Annotated in this window: 15 protein-coding genes, 1 tRNA gene and 1 pseudogene; 13 read left to right on the forward strand and 4 right to left on the reverse strand. The window is 73.5% G+C overall.

The window, feature by feature from the left end:
- The 11 genes and pseudogenes from WDV06_RS32310 to WDV06_RS32360 all read left to right on the forward strand — a co-directional run.
- Nucleotides 1–465, forward strand: a pseudogene (locus tag WDV06_RS32310) (NADH-quinone oxidoreductase subunit C); the annotation flags it as partial.
- Entirely contained in the window at nucleotides 462–1,430 is a 969-nt protein-coding gene (gene nuoH, locus WDV06_RS32315) for an NADH-quinone oxidoreductase subunit NuoH (RefSeq protein ID WP_395513374.1), read from the forward strand. The pseudogene WDV06_RS32310 and the gene nuoH, both read left to right, overlap by 4 nt.
- On the forward strand, nucleotides 1,430–2,029 hold the full coding sequence (locus WDV06_RS32320) for a NuoI/complex I 23 kDa subunit family protein (RefSeq protein WP_395513375.1): 600 nt from the start codon (nucleotides 1,430–1,432) through the stop codon (nucleotides 2,027–2,029). The genes nuoH and WDV06_RS32320 overlap by 1 nt, the downstream gene beginning before the upstream one ends.
- Nucleotides 2,029–2,694, forward strand: coding sequence for an NADH-quinone oxidoreductase subunit J family protein (locus WDV06_RS32325; protein WP_395513376.1), 666 nt, complete (start codon nucleotides 2,029–2,031; stop codon nucleotides 2,692–2,694). Before WDV06_RS32320 ends, WDV06_RS32325 begins: the two co-directional genes overlap by 1 nt.
- Entirely contained in the window at nucleotides 2,694–3,053 is a 360-nt protein-coding gene (gene nuoK / locus WDV06_RS32330; protein ID WP_395513377.1) for an NADH-quinone oxidoreductase subunit NuoK, read from the forward strand. The genes WDV06_RS32325 and nuoK overlap by 1 nt, the downstream gene beginning before the upstream one ends.
- Nucleotides 3,050–5,053 (forward strand): NADH-quinone oxidoreductase subunit 5 family protein, encoded by a 2,004-nt coding sequence (locus tag WDV06_RS32335; protein WP_395513378.1) that lies wholly within the window; start codon nucleotides 3,050–3,052, stop codon nucleotides 5,051–5,053. Before nuoK ends, WDV06_RS32335 begins: the two co-directional genes overlap by 4 nt.
- 14 nt (nucleotides 5,054–5,067) lie before the next feature.
- Nucleotides 5,068–6,645 carry a complex I subunit 4 family protein gene (locus WDV06_RS32340; protein ID WP_395513379.1) on the forward strand — a complete coding sequence of 526 codons (1,578 nt, stop codon included), beginning with the start codon at nucleotides 5,068–5,070 and terminating at the stop codon, nucleotides 6,643–6,645.
- Complete coding sequence (locus tag WDV06_RS32345; protein ID WP_395513380.1) at nucleotides 6,642–8,183, forward strand: NADH-quinone oxidoreductase subunit N; 1,542 nt, start codon at nucleotides 6,642–6,644, stop codon at nucleotides 8,181–8,183. Before WDV06_RS32340 ends, WDV06_RS32345 begins: the two co-directional genes overlap by 4 nt.
- Nucleotides 8,184–8,386: 203 nt before the next feature.
- Nucleotides 8,387–9,250: a zinc metalloprotease HtpX gene (htpX, locus tag WDV06_RS32350; protein ID WP_395513381.1), complete on the forward strand. Its 864-nt coding sequence runs from the start codon at nucleotides 8,387–8,389 to the stop codon at nucleotides 9,248–9,250.
- The gene (locus WDV06_RS32355) at nucleotides 9,247–9,639 is read left to right on the forward strand and encodes a YccF domain-containing protein (RefSeq protein ID WP_395513382.1); all 393 of its coding nucleotides are present in this window, start codon (nucleotides 9,247–9,249) and stop codon (nucleotides 9,637–9,639) included. Before htpX ends, WDV06_RS32355 begins: the two co-directional genes overlap by 4 nt.
- A gap of 65 nt (nucleotides 9,640–9,704) precedes the next feature.
- Nucleotides 9,705–10,226, forward strand: coding sequence for an SMI1/KNR4 family protein (locus tag WDV06_RS32360; protein ID WP_395513383.1), 522 nt, complete (start codon nucleotides 9,705–9,707; stop codon nucleotides 10,224–10,226).
- Here WDV06_RS32360 and WDV06_RS32365 read toward each other — a convergent pair.
- The 3 genes from WDV06_RS32365 to WDV06_RS32375 form a co-directional block, all read right to left on the reverse strand.
- A complete protein-coding gene (locus WDV06_RS32365) occupies nucleotides 10,210–11,448 on the reverse strand; it encodes an APC family permease (RefSeq protein WP_395513384.1) in 1,239 nt (412 codons plus the stop codon). The two genes, WDV06_RS32360 and WDV06_RS32365, sit on opposite strands and share 17 nt — an antisense overlap.
- Before the next feature lie 18 nt (nucleotides 11,449–11,466).
- Nucleotides 11,467–12,894, reverse strand: a complete 1,428-nt coding sequence (locus WDV06_RS32370) for a SulP family inorganic anion transporter (protein ID WP_395513385.1) — start codon at nucleotides 12,892–12,894, stop codon at nucleotides 11,467–11,469.
- A gap of 230 nt (nucleotides 12,895–13,124) precedes the next feature.
- On the reverse strand, nucleotides 13,125–13,613 hold the full coding sequence (locus tag WDV06_RS32375) for a YajQ family cyclic di-GMP-binding protein (RefSeq protein WP_042817112.1): 489 nt from the start codon (nucleotides 13,611–13,613) through the stop codon (nucleotides 13,125–13,127).
- A gap of 204 nt (nucleotides 13,614–13,817) precedes the next feature.
- Between WDV06_RS32375 and WDV06_RS32380 the strand changes: the two genes are divergently transcribed.
- Nucleotides 13,818–13,899: transfer RNA gene (locus WDV06_RS32380), tRNA-Tyr, on the forward strand.
- Between the two features lie 76 nt (nucleotides 13,900–13,975).
- Here WDV06_RS32380 and WDV06_RS32385 read toward each other — a convergent pair.
- The gene (locus WDV06_RS32385; RefSeq protein ID WP_395513386.1) at nucleotides 13,976–14,479 is read right to left on the reverse strand and encodes a hypothetical protein; all 504 of its coding nucleotides are present in this window, start codon (nucleotides 14,477–14,479) and stop codon (nucleotides 13,976–13,978) included.
- 104 nt (nucleotides 14,480–14,583) lie between these two features.
- Here WDV06_RS32385 and WDV06_RS32390 point away from each other — a divergent pair, with 104 nt between their 5' ends.
- Nucleotides 14,584–15,024, forward strand: coding sequence for a DUF3574 domain-containing protein (locus WDV06_RS32390; protein WP_395513387.1), 441 nt, complete (start codon nucleotides 14,584–14,586; stop codon nucleotides 15,022–15,024).
- Nucleotides 15,025–15,108 lie beyond the last annotated feature (84 nt).

Consider the following 15,108-nt stretch of genomic DNA (forward strand, 5'->3'; position numbering starts at 1 on the left):
GCACCGGGCGAGCCCGGCGCCGCCCGCCCACCCCGCCGCACCCGCTCGGTAGCCGACGGCTCGGCCAGCCAGACCACGCCGTCGGCGGACACCCCGGCACCGGACACGGAAGTTCCGAGTCCGGCCCGCCGCACCCGCTCGGCGGCCGACGGCTCCGCGAGCCAGACGGCCTCGGCGCCCGACGCCGCCGACCCGGCAGGGGAGACGGGCGCCCCGGCGGCCGCGCCCGACGCCCCGCGTCCCGCGCGGCGGACCCGGTCCGCCTCGGACGGTTCCGCCGGCCAGACCCCCGCGCCGGAGCCGGAGGCTCCCAGGCGCCCGGCCCCGCGCAGCGCGGACGCGCCCTGGCACAACCCGAAGCCCGCCTTCGACGAGCCGGCCCCCGCGCCCCGCCCGGAGCCCCAAGCCCCCGAAGCAGAGCCCGACCCCGATCCCGACCACGACACCACCGGAGGCGACGCGTGAACGACGTCCTCGACGTCGCCCTGCGACTGATCGTCGTCTTCGCCGTCTTCCTCGTGCTCCCGCTCGTCATCGGGCAGACCGAGCACAAGGTGATGGCGCACATGCAGGGCCGCCTCGGCCCCATGTACGCCGGCGGCTTCCACGGCTGGGCCCAGCTCGTCGCCGACGGCGTGAAGTTCGCGCAGAAGGAGGACATCGTCCCGGCCAACGCCGACCGGCGGATCTTCCAGCTCGCCCCCGCCGTCGCGCTGCTGCCCTACCTCCTCGTCCTCATCGCCATCCCCATCGGCCCCAGCGAGTCCGCCGTCGCCCAGATCATCGACGCCGGCCTCTTCTACGCCCTCGCCGTCATGGGCGTCGGCGTCCTCGGCAGCCTGATGGGCGGCTGGGCCTCCGCCAACAAGTTCTCCCTCCTCGGAGGCCTCCGCACCGCCGCCCAGCTCCTCGCGTACGAGCTGCCGATGCTGCTCGCCGCCGCCTCCGTGGCGATGGCCGCCGGGACGGTCTCGCTGCCCGGCATCGTGAACGCCTTCGAGTGGTGGTGGCTGCCCTGGCAGATCATCGGCGCGCTCGTCTTCTTCACCGCCGGCCTCGCCGAGCTCCAGCGGCCCCCGTTCGACATGCCCGTCGCCGACTCCGAGATCATCTTCGGCGCCTACACCGAGTACACCGGCCTGCGCTTCGCGCTGTTCCTGCTCGCCGAGTACGCCGGCATCGTCGTCCTGTGCGCCCTGACCACCGTCCTCTTCCTCGGCGGCTGGCACGGCCCCCTCGGCGGTGACGGCCTCGGCTGGGTCTGGACCCTCCTGAAGACCGCCGTCCTCGCCTTCGTCGTGATCTGGCTCCGCGTGAGCTACCCGCGCCTGCGCGAGGACCAGCTCCAGAAGCTCGCCTGGACCGTACTCATCCCCCTCGCGCTCGCCCAGATCGCGCTCACCGGCATCGTGAAGGTGGCGATCCAGTAATGCCCCCGATCCCCGGATCCGGCCTCGCCAAGGGCCTGGCCGTCACCCTGCGCACGATGACCAAGCGCGCGCACACCGCCCAGTACCCCGAGGTACAGCCCGAGCTCCCGCCCCGCAGCCGCGGGGTCATCGGCCTGTTCGAGGAGAACTGCACGGTCTGCATGCTGTGCGCCCGCGAGTGCCCCGACTGGTGCATCTACATCGACTCCCACAAGGAGACGGTGCCCGCCGCCACCCCCGGCGGCCGCGAGCGCAGCCGCAACGTCCTCGACCGCTTCGCCATCGACTTCTCCCTCTGCATGTACTGCGGCATCTGCATCGAGGTGTGCCCCTTCGACGCCCTCTTCTGGTCGCCGGAGTTCGAGTACGCGGAGACCGACATCCACGACCTCACCCACGAGCGCGACAAGCTGCGCGAATGGATGTGGACGGTCCCGGCCCCGCCCGCGCTGGACCCCGGCGCCGAGGAGCCGAAGGAGATCGCCGCCGCCCGCAAGGCCGCCGAGAAGGCCGAGGCGGCAGCCGCGGCCGCCGCCGAAGCCGCGGCGGCCCCGCCCGCCGACGGCACCCCCGACACCCCGGCGGGAGGCACCGCCTGATGTACGCCGCCCACCTCGCAGCGGCCGTGGCCGCCGCTCCCGCCGGCCCGGCCCCGACGCCCGGTCCCGGCTTCCTCTCGCCGACCGGTGTCGAGATCGCCTTCGTCCTCGTCGGCCTCGCCACCCTCGGCGCGGCCCTCGTCACGGTCACCACCAGGCAGCTCGTGCACGCAGCCCTCTGGCTGGTCGTCGCGCTCGGCGGGATCGCCGTCGAGTACCTCCTGCTGACCGCCGAGTTCATCGCCTGGGTCCAGGTCCTGATCTACCTCGGCTCCGTCGTCGTCCTCCTCCTCTTCGGACTGATGCTCACCAAGGCCCCCATCGGCCGCTCACCGGACGCCGACTCCGGCAACCGCTGGGTCGCCCTCGGCGTCGCCGGATCCGCCGGCGCCGCACTCGTCTGGGTGGTCGCCGACGCCTTCCGCACCACCTGGATCGACCTCGACGGCCCCGCCCAGGGCTCCACCAAGGTCTCCGGCGAGATCCTCTTCCAGCACTGGGTGCTGCCCTTCGAGGCCCTCTCCGTCCTGCTCCTCGCCGCCCTGATCGGTGCCATCGTGCTCTCCCGCCGCGCCACCCCGGACGAAGCCGCCGCCGACGCGGCCGACGCCGCCGCCCGCACCGGCGCCCCCACCCGCCCGGACACCGCGGAGGGGCAGAGCTGATGCACCTCGCCTACCCCGCGGTCCTCGCCGCCCTCCTCTTCGCCACCGGCCTCTACGGCGTGCTCGCCCGCCGCAACGCCATCCTGGTCCTGATGTCCGTCGAGCTGATGCTCAACGCCGTCAACCTCAACCTGGTGGCCTTCGACGTCTGGCTGCGCGACACCCTGCACGCCGGCCAGGCCCTCACCCTCTTCACCATCGCCATTGCCGCCGCCGAGATCGGCATCGGCCTCGCGATCGTGCTGATGGTGTACCGCAACCGGGGCACCTCGGACATCGACAGGCTGCGCGACACCGCCGAGGGCCACGAGCCCGGCCGACCCCATGACACCGCTGCCCGGCCGGAGGTCGCCGCGTGAGCACCACGACCCTCGCGGTCCTCGTCCCCCTCCTCCCGTTCCTGGGCGCGGTGGCAGGACTCCTCCTCGGCCGGACCGCCCCCGGCTTCGTCAAGCCGCTCGCCGTCCTGCCGACGCTGGCCGCCGCAGTCCTGGCCGTCCTCGTCGCCGTCCGCCAGGGAGGCGGCAGGGCGATCGACGCCTCGACGGAGCTGACCCCGACCGGCTCGGTGCCGATCGAGCTGTCACTCCACCTCGACGGCTTCGCCGTCCTCGTCGCGGCCCTGGTCGGACTGGTCGCCACCTGCGTACAGCTCTACTCCACCGCGTACCTCCGCGAGGACCCGCGCTACCCGTCGTACGCCGCTCTGGTCTCCCTGTTCACCTCCGCCATGCTGCTCGTCGTCTACTCCGGCGACCTGATGGTGCTGCTGGTCGGCTGGGAGATCATGGGCATCTGCTCGTACTTCCTCGTCGGCCACTACTGGGAGACCGAAGCGGCCCGCTCCGCCTCCCTCAAGGCCTTCCTCGTCACCAAGCTCGGCGACGTCCCCTTCCTCATCGGACTGTTCGCGCTGGCCACCGACGCCGGCTCCTTCGAGATCACCAAGATCCTCGGCACCGTCGCCGCGGGCGGGCTCCACCACCCCACGCTGATCGCGCTGCTCCTGCTCGCCGGCGTCGCGGGCAAGTCCGCGCAGTTCCCGCTGCACACCTGGCTCCCCGATGCCATGGCGGGTCCCACCCCGGTCTCCGCGCTGATCCACGCGGCGACCATGGTCGCCGCCGGCGTCTACTTCATCGCCCGCCTGCTCCCCGTCTTCACGGCCTCCAGCGCCGCCCTGGTGGTCATGGCCGTCATGGCCGCGATCACGATGGTCGGCTCGGGGCTCGCCGCCCTGGCCCAGGACGACATCAAGCGCGTCCTCGCCTACTCCACCGTCGGCCAGCTCGGCTACATGATCGGCGCGCTGGCCGTCGGCGACCGCGGCGCCGCCGTCTTCCACCTCCTGTCCCACGGCGCCTTCAAGGCGCTCCTCTTCCTCGGCGCCGGCGTGATCATCCACGCCGCCGGCACGAACTCCCTCGCCGCCATGTCCCGCATGGACGGCCTCGCCCGGCGCGTCCCCGACGCCTTCTGGACGATGACGATCGCGCTCCTCGCGCTCGCCGCCATCCCGCCCTTCGCCGGCTTCTTCTCCAAGGAAGCCGTCCTCGTCGCCGCCGAGCAGGCCGCCGGCGGACACTCCGACGTCGCCCCGAGCGCGGCCGGCTGGACGGTGCTCGTCTCCGGCCTCCTGACCGCCCTGCTCACCGCCGCCTACGCCACCCGGCTGTGGCTGATGACCTTCCGCGGCAGGGGCGCGGCCGCCCCCGACCACGGCAGGGAACCCCTCGCCATGACCGGCGTGCTGTGGCTGCTGGCCGTGCCCTCGATCGCCTTCGGCCTCGCCGCCCGCCCCCTCGCCGACTGGTTCGACGGCAAGGAACTCACCCCGACCGTGACCACCTCGGTCCTCGGCACCGGCACCGCGCTCGTCGGCGTGATGCTGACCTGGGCCCTGTGGCAGCGCGCCACGGCCCGGGCCGCGGCGGGCATCCGCAACGGAGCCGCGGTCCCCGCCTCCGTCGCCGCCGCCGAATCCGCCGCCGAGACCCCCGAGGTCGCCGAGGTGACCCACGAGCACCCCGCGGTGCCCGCCGCCCCCGCGCCCGACCCCGGCCGGGCCCTCCTCGGCCCCCTGCACCGCCACGCCGCCGACGGCTTCCACCTCGACGCCGTCTACGACCGGCTGTTCGTCCGCCCCGTCCGCGCGGGCGCGAGCCTGGTGCGCTTCCTCGACCGCGAGGTCGTCGACACCTACGTCCGCGGCGCGGGCACCGCACCCCGGCTGCTCGGCGGACTGGTGCGCCGGGCCCAGACCGGCAACGTGCAGAGCTACCTGAGCGCCCTGCTCGCCGGCGCCGTGGTCCTGGCGATCGCCACCGCCGTCCTCGCCAACGTCAACGCCGGATCGTGAGCCGAGAGTCAGCCGTGATCGATATCAGCCCGTCCGTGATGCAGTTCCTTCTGGCGTTCACCGTGGCCGCACCGCTCCTCGGAGCCGTCGCGGCCCTCCTGCCCGCCCCGCCCGGGCTCAAGGGCCGGAGCCCCGAACAGGCCGTGCTCCGCCACGGCGTCACCGTCACCGGTGTCATCCTCGCCGCGGCCGTCGCCCTCGCCCTGGGCTTCGACCACGACGCTCCGTCCCGCTTCCAGGCGACGACGGACATCAGCTGGATCCAGGCGCTGAACATCCGGATCCACCTCGGCGTCGACGGCATCTCGCTCCCCCTCCTCCTGATGACCGCGCTGCTGTTCTTCCTCTGCGCGGTGTACAGCTACTTCAAGCTCCCCGCGGGCCCCTCCCCGAGGGCCTTCGTGGCACTGCTGCTCGTCCTGGAGTCCGGCACCCTCGCGACCTTCGCCGTCCTCGACCTGATGCTGTTCTTCCTCGCCTTCGAGACGGTCCTCATCCCGATGTACTTCCTCATCGCCCGCTGGGGCGGTGCTCAGCGGCAGGCCGCCGCCTGGAAGTTCATCCTGTACACCCTCCTCGGATCCGTGGTCATGCTCCTCGGGCTGCTGCTGATCGGACTGAACAGCGGCACTTTCGACATGGTGGCACTCGCCTCTGACAACGGCCGCGGACTGACGCACACCACCCAGATCCTGGCCGTCCTGGCCATCGGCACCGGCCTCGCCGTCAAGACCCCCATGTGGCCCCTGCACAGCTGGCTGCCCGACGCCCACACCGCCGCCCCCACCGTCGGCTCCGTGCTCCTCGCGGGCGTGCTGCTGAAGATGGGCACGTACGGGTTCGTCCGCATCCTGCTCCCCGTCACCCCCGACGGCATGCTCACCGTCGCCCCCTACCTCGGCGCCTTCGCCGCCGTCGGCATCGTCTACGGGTCCCTCGCCTGCCTCGCGCTGACCCGCAAGGGCGCCAAGGGCGACCTCAAACGCCTCATCGCGTACTCCTCCGTCGGCCACATGGGCTTCGTCCTGCTCGGCATCGCGACCATGACCCCCACCGGCGTCAACGGCGCGCTCTTCGCGAACATCGCCCACGGCCTGATCACCGGCCTCCTCTTCTTCCTGGTCGGCGCCCTCAAGGACCGCTACGGCAGCAGCGACCTCGACACCCTCGCCGGAGCCACCGGCGCCGCCCTCTACGGCCGCGCCCCCCGCCTCGGCGCGCTCCTGGCCTTCGCCGCCGTCGCCTCCCTCGGCCTGCCCGGCCTCGCCGGGTTCTGGGGCGAGATGCTGGCCCTGTTCGGCGCCTTCGACCCGGCCGAGGGCCTGTCCCGCCCGGCCTTCCTCACCTACATGGCCGTCGGCGCGTTCGGCACCCTGCTCACCGCCGCCTACCTGCTGATCGTCGTCCGGCGCGTCTGCATGGGCGACCCGAAGGCCGGCCCGGAGCTCACCCTCGCCGACGTCCAGCGCTACGAGTTCGCCGCCTGGACCCCGCTCGTCGCCCTCACCGTCCTCGCCGGCCTGTGGCCCGCCACCCTCCTCGGCCTGACCGACCCGGCCGTCCAGAAGCTCCTCGCAGGAGGCAACGCATGACGGCCCTGACGGCCCTGGCCGCCGACACCCCCAGCCTGGTCCAGTCCGTCGACTGGCTCGCGATCACGCCCGTGGTCGTCCCCGCCGCCGTCGCCCTGCTGGTCCTGGTCGCCGACCTCTTCCTGCCCGAGGCCCGCAAGCCCGTCCTGGGCTGGATCTCCGTCGCCGGCCTGGCCGCCGCCACCGCCGCCCTGCTGCCGCTGCGCGCCGGCGACCGCACCACCTTCTGCCTCACCGCCGACCCCGGCGCGTGCAGCTACACCGCCGACCACTTCGCGCTCGTCATCCAGTTCCTGGTCCTCGCCGGAGCCCTGGTCACCGCCCTGCTGTCGGTCACCGTCGTCCGCGAGAGCCGCATCCCGGCCGGCGAGTACTGGTTCCTGCTGCTCTCCTCCGCCGCCGGCGCGGCCCTCCTGCCCGCCTCCCGCGACCTGGCCACCCTGATCGTCGCCCTCGAAGTCGCCTCGCTGCCCGCCTTCGCCCTCGTCGGCATGCGCCGCGGCGACCGGATGTCCTCCGAGGCCGCCCTCAAGTTCTTCCTGTCCTCCGTCACCGCCACCGCCGTCTCCCTGATGGGCGTCAGCCTCGTCTACGCCGCCACCGGCAGCCTGCACCTGACGCGGGTCGCCGACCGGCTGGAGGACGTCCCCGGGCAGCTCGACGTCCTGGCCATGGCCGGCGTCGCCCTCACCCTCGTCGGCTTCGCCTTCAAGACCGCCGCCGTCCCCTTCCACTTCTGGGTGCCCGACACCTACGTCGGCGCCCCGCTGCCCGTCGCCGGCTACCTTTCGGTGATCGGCAAGGCCGTCGGCTTCACCGGCCTGATCCTCGTCACGGTGATCGCCTTCCCCGCGTACTCCGACGTCTGGGGCCCCGCCCTCGCCGTGCTCGCCGCGCTCACCATGACGCTCGGCAACGCCGCCGCCCTGCGCCAGTCCGCGGACCGCCCGCAGAGCGCCGTCCGGCTGCTCGCCTGGTCCTCCGTCGGCCAGGCCGGCTACCTCCTGGTCCCGATCGCCGCGGCCGCGTACTCCGACCGCGACCAGATCGGCTCCACCGTCGCCTACGCGCTCATGTACGCCGCCGTGAACCTCGGCGCCTTCGCCGTCGCCGCGCTGGTCGCCCGCACCAGGCCGCTGCACCGGATCGCCGACTACCGCGGCCTGTACGCCGAGCGCCCCGCCGCCGCCCTGTCGCTGGCCTTCTTCCTGCTCTGCCTGGCCGGCCTGCCGCCGGGCGTCATCGGCCTCTTCGCCAAGGTCACCGTCTTCCGGTCCGCCGTCGACGCCGGCCTGGGCTGGCTCGCCGTGATCATGGCCGTCAACGTCGTCATCGCCCTGTACTACTACCTGCGCTGGACGGCCCTCCTCTTCCGCAGCCCGGAAACCGAGGCCGGCGCCGAGGGCCCGGCAACCCGTACGAAGGCCCCCTGGCCCCTCACGGCGGCCATCGCCCTCACCGCCGTGACCGCCCTGGTCCTGTCGGGTGCCCCCCAGCTGGTCCTGCGCTTCGCCTCGGCCACCCTCTTCCCGCTGTAGCCCGCCCGCGCCGTGGGCCCTCACCCGTACGGAGCAACGCCCCCCGCCGCCCCCGGCCCGTGCCACCGGGGCGGCGGCGCCCCGCCGTGCCGCGGGAACCAGACGCCGCCACCTCGCGTTGACCACAGCGGGAGGGTCCACTGGACCGAAGACCCTCAGAACCAGGACGGGGCTCCCCTGACGCACCACTTGGAGGGCGTACCGTGCACCGCCGGCACAACGGGCTGAAGACCGCCGTACTCCTCGGCGGGATGTCCGCACTCATCATCGTCATCGGCAGCTTCTTCGGCCGGGGCGGCCTGATCGTCGCCGTCCTGGTGGCCCTCGGGACGAACGCGTACGCGTACTGGAACAGCGACAAGCTGGCTCTACGCGCGATGCGCGCCCGGCCCGTCAGCGAGTTCGAGGCCCCCGGGCTCTACCGCATGGTGCGCGAGCTCTCCACCTCCGCGCGCCAGCCCATGCCCCGCCTCTACATCTCGCCGACCGAGGCCCCCAACGCCTTCGCCACCGGCCGCAACCCGCGCAACGCCGCGGTCTGCTGCACCGAAGGCATCCTGCGCATCCTCGACGAGCGCGAGCTGCGCGGGGTCATCGGGCACGAGCTGAGCCACGTCTACAACCGCGACATCCTCATCTCGTCGGTCGCGGGAGCCCTGGCCTCCGTGATCATGTTCCTGGTGAACTTCGCCTGGCTGATCCCGGTCGGCCGCTCCGACGACGACGAGGGCCCCGGACTCATCGGCATGCTGCTGATCATGATCCTCGGCCCGCTGGCCGCCTCCGTGATCCAGCTCGCCATCAGCCGCTCGCGCGAGTACGAGGCGGACGCCTCCGGAGCCCAGCTCACCGGCGACCCCCTCGCCCTGGCCGGAGCCCTGCGCAAGCTCGACGCCGGCACCCGACAGCTTCCGCTGCCCCCTGAGCCCCGTCTGGAGACGGCGAGCCACATGATGATCGCCAACCCCTTCCGCCCGGGCCAGGGCCTCTCCAAGCTGTTCTCGACCCACCCCCCGATGGCCGAGCGCATCGCCCGGCTCGAACAGATGGCAGGCCGCAGCCAGTGAAAACCATCCTGAACGTCATTTGGCTCGTACTCAGCGGGATCTGGCTGTTCCTCGGCTACTGCGTGGCCGGCCTGATCCTCTGCATCACCATCATCGGCATCCCCTTCGGCATCGCGGCCTTCCGCATCGCCGTCTACGCCCTCTGGCCCTTCGGCTACACCACCGTCGAGCGCCGGGACGCGGGCGCGCCGTCCTGCATCGGCAACGTCCTGTGGCTGCTCCTGGCCGGCTGGTGGCTGGCCCTCGGCCACATCGCCACCGGCATCGCCCTCTGCCTCACGATCATCGGCATCCCCTTCGGCATCGCCAACTTCAAGATGGTCCCCCTCTCCCTGTTCCCCCTCGGCCGTGAAATCGTCCCCACGGACGCCCCCTTCGCCTCCCGGTGACGGCCCCCGGCCGGAGTTGTCCACAGGCCGGGACGGCTGTCAGAGGTCTGCGTCACCATGAACACATGAACGAGACCGAGCAGTTGCTGGAGCAAGTAGCCGACCGCGTACGGGACTCCGTGCGCGAGCACGGAAGCCCCCTCCCCGTGCCCCTGGCGCAGGCGGAGGCCGACCGGGCCGCAGACCGGCTGGGCTTCCCCCTGCCGACCCTCCTCACCGCGCTCTACGGGCGTGTCGGCGACGGCGGATTCGGGCCCGAGTACGGACTGCTGCCGCTGCGTCAGGCCACGGCGGAGTACGAGGCGGGCCGCGCGTCCGAATGGGGCTGGCCCGAGGGCGTACTGCCCATAGCCGACCTCGGCTGCGCCATGTACGCCTGCGTGGACTGCCGCTCCGAGAGCGCCCGCCTCCTGCTCTTCGAGCCCAACCCCGGGGATCCCGACCTCGCCTGGTACCACCTCTCCCCGAGCCTGGCGCACTGGCTGCGCGACTGGCTCGACGGCACCGGCTGGTTCCGCGAGGAGGAGGAGTGGGGCGAGGGCGAGAGCGAGCAGGGCCTCTGGGCCGAGTTCAGCTCGCGGGTCTGAGACCGGCCCGCATCCCGTAGGTCAGCGCCCCCAGCGCCAGTACCGCCGCGCCCGTGGCCACCGAGGCGGCGGGCAGGGCGCAGGCCAGCAGCACGCAGCCGGACAGCCCCGCCGCTGCCACGGCACGACCCTTGACATCTGAACCGAGAGTCCATGCGGAGGCGTTCGCGATCGCGTAGTAGGCCAGCACTCCGAAAGAGGAGAACCCGATCGCACCCCGCAGATCGACGGTGGCGGCGAGCACCGCCACCACCGCACCCACGGCCGGCTCCGCGTGGTGCGGCACCTGATGCCGGGGATGCACGGCGGCCAGCGTGCGCGGCAGATGGCCGTCCCGGGCCATCGCCAGAGCGGTCCGCGACACCCCGAGCACGAGGGCCAGCAGAGAGCCCAGCGCGGCCAGCGCCGCGCCCACCCGGACCACCGGGACCAGTCCGGGCCGGCCGGCGGCCCGCACCGCGTCGGCCAGCGGGGCCGACGACCCCCCCAGCGCGCCGGCGCCGAGCACCGACAGGGCCGCCACCGCCACGGCGGCGTACACCAGCAGGGCGATCCCCAGCGCGAGCGGCACCGCGCGCGGGATCGTGCGCCGCGGATCGCGCACCTCCTCGCCCAGGGTGGTGATCCGGGCGTAGCCCGCGAAGGCGAAGAACAGCAGGCCGGCCGCCTGCAACAGCCCGGCGGGCCCGCCCCACGCCCCGTCGGCCAGCCGCCCCGCCCCGGCGGCTTCCGAGGTCAGGCACGCCACGACGACCGCGGCCAGCACCGCCAGCACCACCGCCACGATCAGCCGCGCGATCCGGGCGGACTTCTGCACCCCGCCGTAGCCCGCGGCGGTCAGCGCCACCACCGCCGCCACGGCCACCTCGTGCTCCCGCCCCGGCCACACGTACGCGCCCACGGTCAGCGCCATCGCCGCGCAGGAGGCCGTCTTGCCGACGACGAAGCCCCAGCCCGCCAGATAGCCCCAGAAGGGGCCGAGCCGCTCGCGCCCGTACACGTAGGTCCCGCCGGAGGACGGATAGCGGACGGCGAGCCGCGCCGAGGAGTGCGCGTTGCAGTAGGCCACGACCGCCGCCAGCGCCAGCGCCACCAGGAGCCCGCCGCCCGCCGCACGGGCCGCCGGGGCCAGGGCGGCGAAGATCCCGGCGCCCACCATCGCGCCGAGGCCGATCACGACGGCGTCGAACACCCCGAGGGTGCGTTTCAGCTCGTTGTCCACGGGCGGAGGGTAACCGCGTCAGGTGACGCCCTCGCGTCCGGGAAGCGGCGTCCGCTTGCGCTCCCAGCCCTCCAGCGCCGTCAGACAGGCGTGGTCCATGTGCCGCAGCCCGCTGAGGTCGAGCCGCACCGCCGGGCCGTGCGGCAGGGCCTCCAAGGAGTCCAGCAGCTTCGGCAGCCGCAGGAAGCTGGCGTTGCCGATCACCCGCACGCACAGCCCGCCGTCCTCCCAGACCTCCTCGACGTGCACGTGGGACGTCTCCCAGGCGGCCTTGGCCACGGCGAGGCACAGACCGGCCAGGACCCCCTCGAAGAGACTGGTGGCCAGGATCGCGACGGCCGTCGCCACCAGCACCACCGCCTCGCCCCGGTGCGTCCGCCACAGGGCGGCCACCGCCCGCGCCGGCAGCAGCTTCCAGCCCGCGTGCAGCAGCACCCCGGCGAGCGCCGCGAGCGGCACCACCTCCAGCACCCCCGGCAGCGCCGCGGCGAACAGCAGCAGCCAGCCGCCGTGCAGGATCCGCGACGCCCTGGTGCGGGCCCCCGCCTCCACGTTGGCGGAGCTGCGCACGATGACGGCGGTCATCGGCAAGGACCCCAGCAGCCCGCACACCGCGTTGCCGACGCCCTGGGCGACCAGCTCGCGGTCGTAGTCGGTGCGCGGCCCGTCATGCATCCGGTCGACGGCGGCCGCGCTGAAGAGGGTCTCGGCGGAGGCGATCAGCGCGAGCGCCACCACGGTCCCCAGGGCCCCCACCGAGGCCAGCGCGCCGAAGTCCGACCACCCCGGCGGCGACACGGCCTCCAGCACCCCCGTGACCCGCACGGTCTCCACCGGCAGCCGCAGCAGCACCGCCACGGCGGTGGCGGCCGCGACCGCGACGAGCGCGCCCGGCACCACCCGCAGCCGCGCCGGCACCCGCCGCCACAGCACCAGCACGGCGATGGTCCCCGCCCCCAGTGCGACGGCGGCCCAGTCGGCCTGCGCCCCGAGCGCGTGCACCCCGACCAGTTTGTCCAGGGTCGCCGCGGGGGCCCGTACCCCGCCGAGGGCGTAGAGCTGCCCGGCGATCAGCACCAGGCCGATCCCCGCCAGCATCCCGTGCACCACGGCCAGGGAGATCGCCCGGAACCACCGCCCGAGCCGCAGCGCGCCCAGCCCCAGCTGGACCAGGCCCGCGGCCAGCACCAGGACCCCCAGCGCGGGCAGGCCGTAGGCGCCCACGGCCTCGTAGACGAGCACGGTCAGCCCGGCGGCGGGCCCGCTGACCTGGAGCGCGCTGCCCCGGAACCAGCCGGTGACCAGACCGCCCACCACCCCGGTGACGATCCCCAGCTCGGCGGGCACACCGGAGGCGACGGCGACCCCCACGCACAGCGGGAGCGCCACCAGCGCGACGACGACGGACGCCCCGAGGTCCGCTCGGAAACTGCCGGCCCCAGGCATGCGGGAACCCCCTTGTGAGCACGGTGACGGATGTCACCCAGCCTGTGGGGCGCGCCCGGCCCCGCCCAGTGGCCACCGGGGGGCCGGCCCGGGGCGTGCGCCGCACACGCCGGGCACACACCACGGGCGCCGCAACGGCGAAGGGCACAACGCGGGCGCCCGCCGGGAAGGCCCCGGCGATCCGCCCCCGTTGTGCCCCACGGGGTCCCGATCGGCGCAGTACGCGCAGGTCAGCGGTAGTTCACGAACTGGATGGCGAAGTCCAGGTCCTTGCCCTTGAGGAGGGCCTGGACGGCCTGGAGGTCGTCGCGGCTCTTGGAGCTGACGCGCAGCTCCTCGCCCTGGACCTGGGCCTTGACGCCCTTGGGGCCCTCGTCGCGGATCATCTTGGCGACCTTCTTGGCGTTCTCCTGGGAGATGCCTTCCTCGATCGACGCGAAGATCTTGTACTCCTTGCCGGACAGCTGCGGCTCGCCGGCGTCCAGCGCCTTCAGCGAGATGCCGCGCTTGACCAGCTTGGTCTCGAACACGTCGAGGACGGCCTTGACGCGGTCCTCGGAGTTCGCCTCCATGAGGATCTTGTCGCCCGACCAGGAGATCGAGGCGCCGGTGCCCTTGAAGTCGTAGCGCTGAGAGAGCTCCTTGGCGGCCTGGTTGAGGGCGTTGTCGACCTCCTGCCGCTCGACCTTCGAGACGATGTCGAAACTGGAGTCGGCCATGTGCTGTGGCTCCTTGAAGTCGGCTGTGGTGTGCCCCGGAGGGCCGCGGCCGGACATCCCCGGCCCGCTCCGCAAAGCCTAGCCACCGCACCCGGGTGAGGGGCTGATCAATCCGGTGGCGAAGCACCCCCGCGCATCGGGTATCGTTTACGTCGTTGCCAGGGAACGACGCCGAAAGGCGGAGAAGCCCGGGCGACATCCCATGGCGGTGTGCCCGAGTGGCCAATGGGAGCGGACTGTAAATCCGTCGGCTTAGCCTACCCAGGTTCGAATCCTGGCGCCGCCACGCGAGTGGAACCCCCGTTCATCTGCGGAAACGCAGTGGGCGGGGGTTTCTTCGCATGGCCACGGCAGGCCCGCGCCTAGGGGGCGGCGACCGTCAGGTGATAGGTCGTGTCGACCCGGAAGCCGTTCGCGGCGGCCGCGTCGATCTCCAGGACGAACTGGCCCGGCGGAAGCGGGTCGAGGGCGCACCACAGCCCCCAGGACACCTGCGGCATCCCCCTCACGGGGAAGGGCTTCGAGGTGAACTCGCGCAGGGGCAGCGGCGAGCCGTTCAGCGCCGCGGACGCCCGTGTCGTCTCCAGCCGCAGCGGTCTCGTCAGGAACGGCACCGCCGGGCGCCTGGTGTTCAGCACCGGGAAGAACAGCGGACGCCCCGTCGGGACGCCGCACCGGCGCACCACCCGGCCGCCGTGGGTCCCCGCCAGGAACCACACGTTCCCGGGCTGCCGTCGCCCGGCGTACGCCCCGGTCGCGTCCGCCACCGGGCTCTCCTCCGCCGGCGCGGACAGCGCCCACTTCCACCACCGGGCCGAGAGCCGGCCCCCCTCGGCCGCCCCGACCCGCCAGTTCCCGTCGCCCATGCCGTGTCCCGGTCCCCCGTACGGCCGCCCCCTGCGGCCGGATCCCGGGTGACCCTATCGGCCGCCGCCGCGCACCGAACCGGGCGGCCGGTCGTTCACGGGGCGTGAAATGGACTTCGGACACACGCGGGAAGGCCGCGGGCGGCGTACTGGTGGCCCTCCTCGGCGCCGGGATCCCGGCCCTCGTCGGGGCGGCGCTGCACGGCCGCGCGGGAGAGCCCTACCGGGAGACGCGGCTGTACTTCGGCACCCAGCGCCCCGACGGCGGCCGGCCCGTCGGGAAGGCGGAGTTCACGGCCTTCCTGGACCGCGAGGTCACCCCGGACTTCCCCGAGGGCCTCACCTTCCGGGACGCGTACGGCCAGAGGCGCGGCGGGGGCGGCGGGATCGTCCGCGAGACCTCGTACGAAGTCGTGCTGCTCTACCCCGAGAAGGAGGCGGCGGAGCGCGGCGCCCGCGTCGAGCGGATCCGGCGGGCCTACGAGGAGCAGTTCCGGCAGGACGCGGTCGGGCGCTCCGACGACGAGCTCGAAGCCGACCTCTGACCGGAGCGGGGGGGGGGGGGGGGGGGGGGCGGGGGGGGGGGGGGGGCGGGGGGGGGGGGGGGGGGGGGGGGGGGGGGGGGGGGG

Source organism: Streptomyces racemochromogenes (assembly GCF_044129415.1).
GTDB lineage: Bacteria > Actinomycetota > Actinomycetes > Streptomycetales > Streptomycetaceae > Streptomyces > Streptomyces racemochromogenes_A.

Coding starts and splice junctions, on each gene's coding strand:
- WDV06_RS32320 (WP_395513375.1), top strand. CDS start 1,430: ATGCCCCCGATCCCCGGATCCGGCCTCGCCAAGGGCCTGGCCGTCACC.
- WDV06_RS32325 (WP_395513376.1), top strand. CDS start 2,029: ATGTACGCCGCCCACCTCGCAGCGGCCGTGGCCGCCGCTCCCGCCGGC.
- nuoK (WP_395513377.1), top strand. CDS start 2,694: ATGCACCTCGCCTACCCCGCGGTCCTCGCCGCCCTCCTCTTCGCCACC.
- WDV06_RS32345 (WP_395513380.1), top strand. CDS start 6,642: ATGACGGCCCTGACGGCCCTGGCCGCCGACACCCCCAGCCTGGTCCAG.
- WDV06_RS32360 (WP_395513383.1), top strand. CDS start 9,705: ATGAACGAGACCGAGCAGTTGCTGGAGCAAGTAGCCGACCGCGTACGG.
- WDV06_RS32370 (WP_395513385.1), bottom strand. CDS start 12,894: ATGCCTGGGGCCGGCAGTTTCCGAGCGGACCTCGGGGCGTCCGTCGTC.
- WDV06_RS32375 (WP_042817112.1), bottom strand. CDS start 13,613: ATGGCCGACTCCAGTTTCGACATCGTCTCGAAGGTCGAGCGGCAGGAG.
- WDV06_RS32385 (WP_395513386.1), bottom strand. CDS start 14,479: ATGGGCGACGGGAACTGGCGGGTCGGGGCGGCCGAGGGGGGCCGGCTC.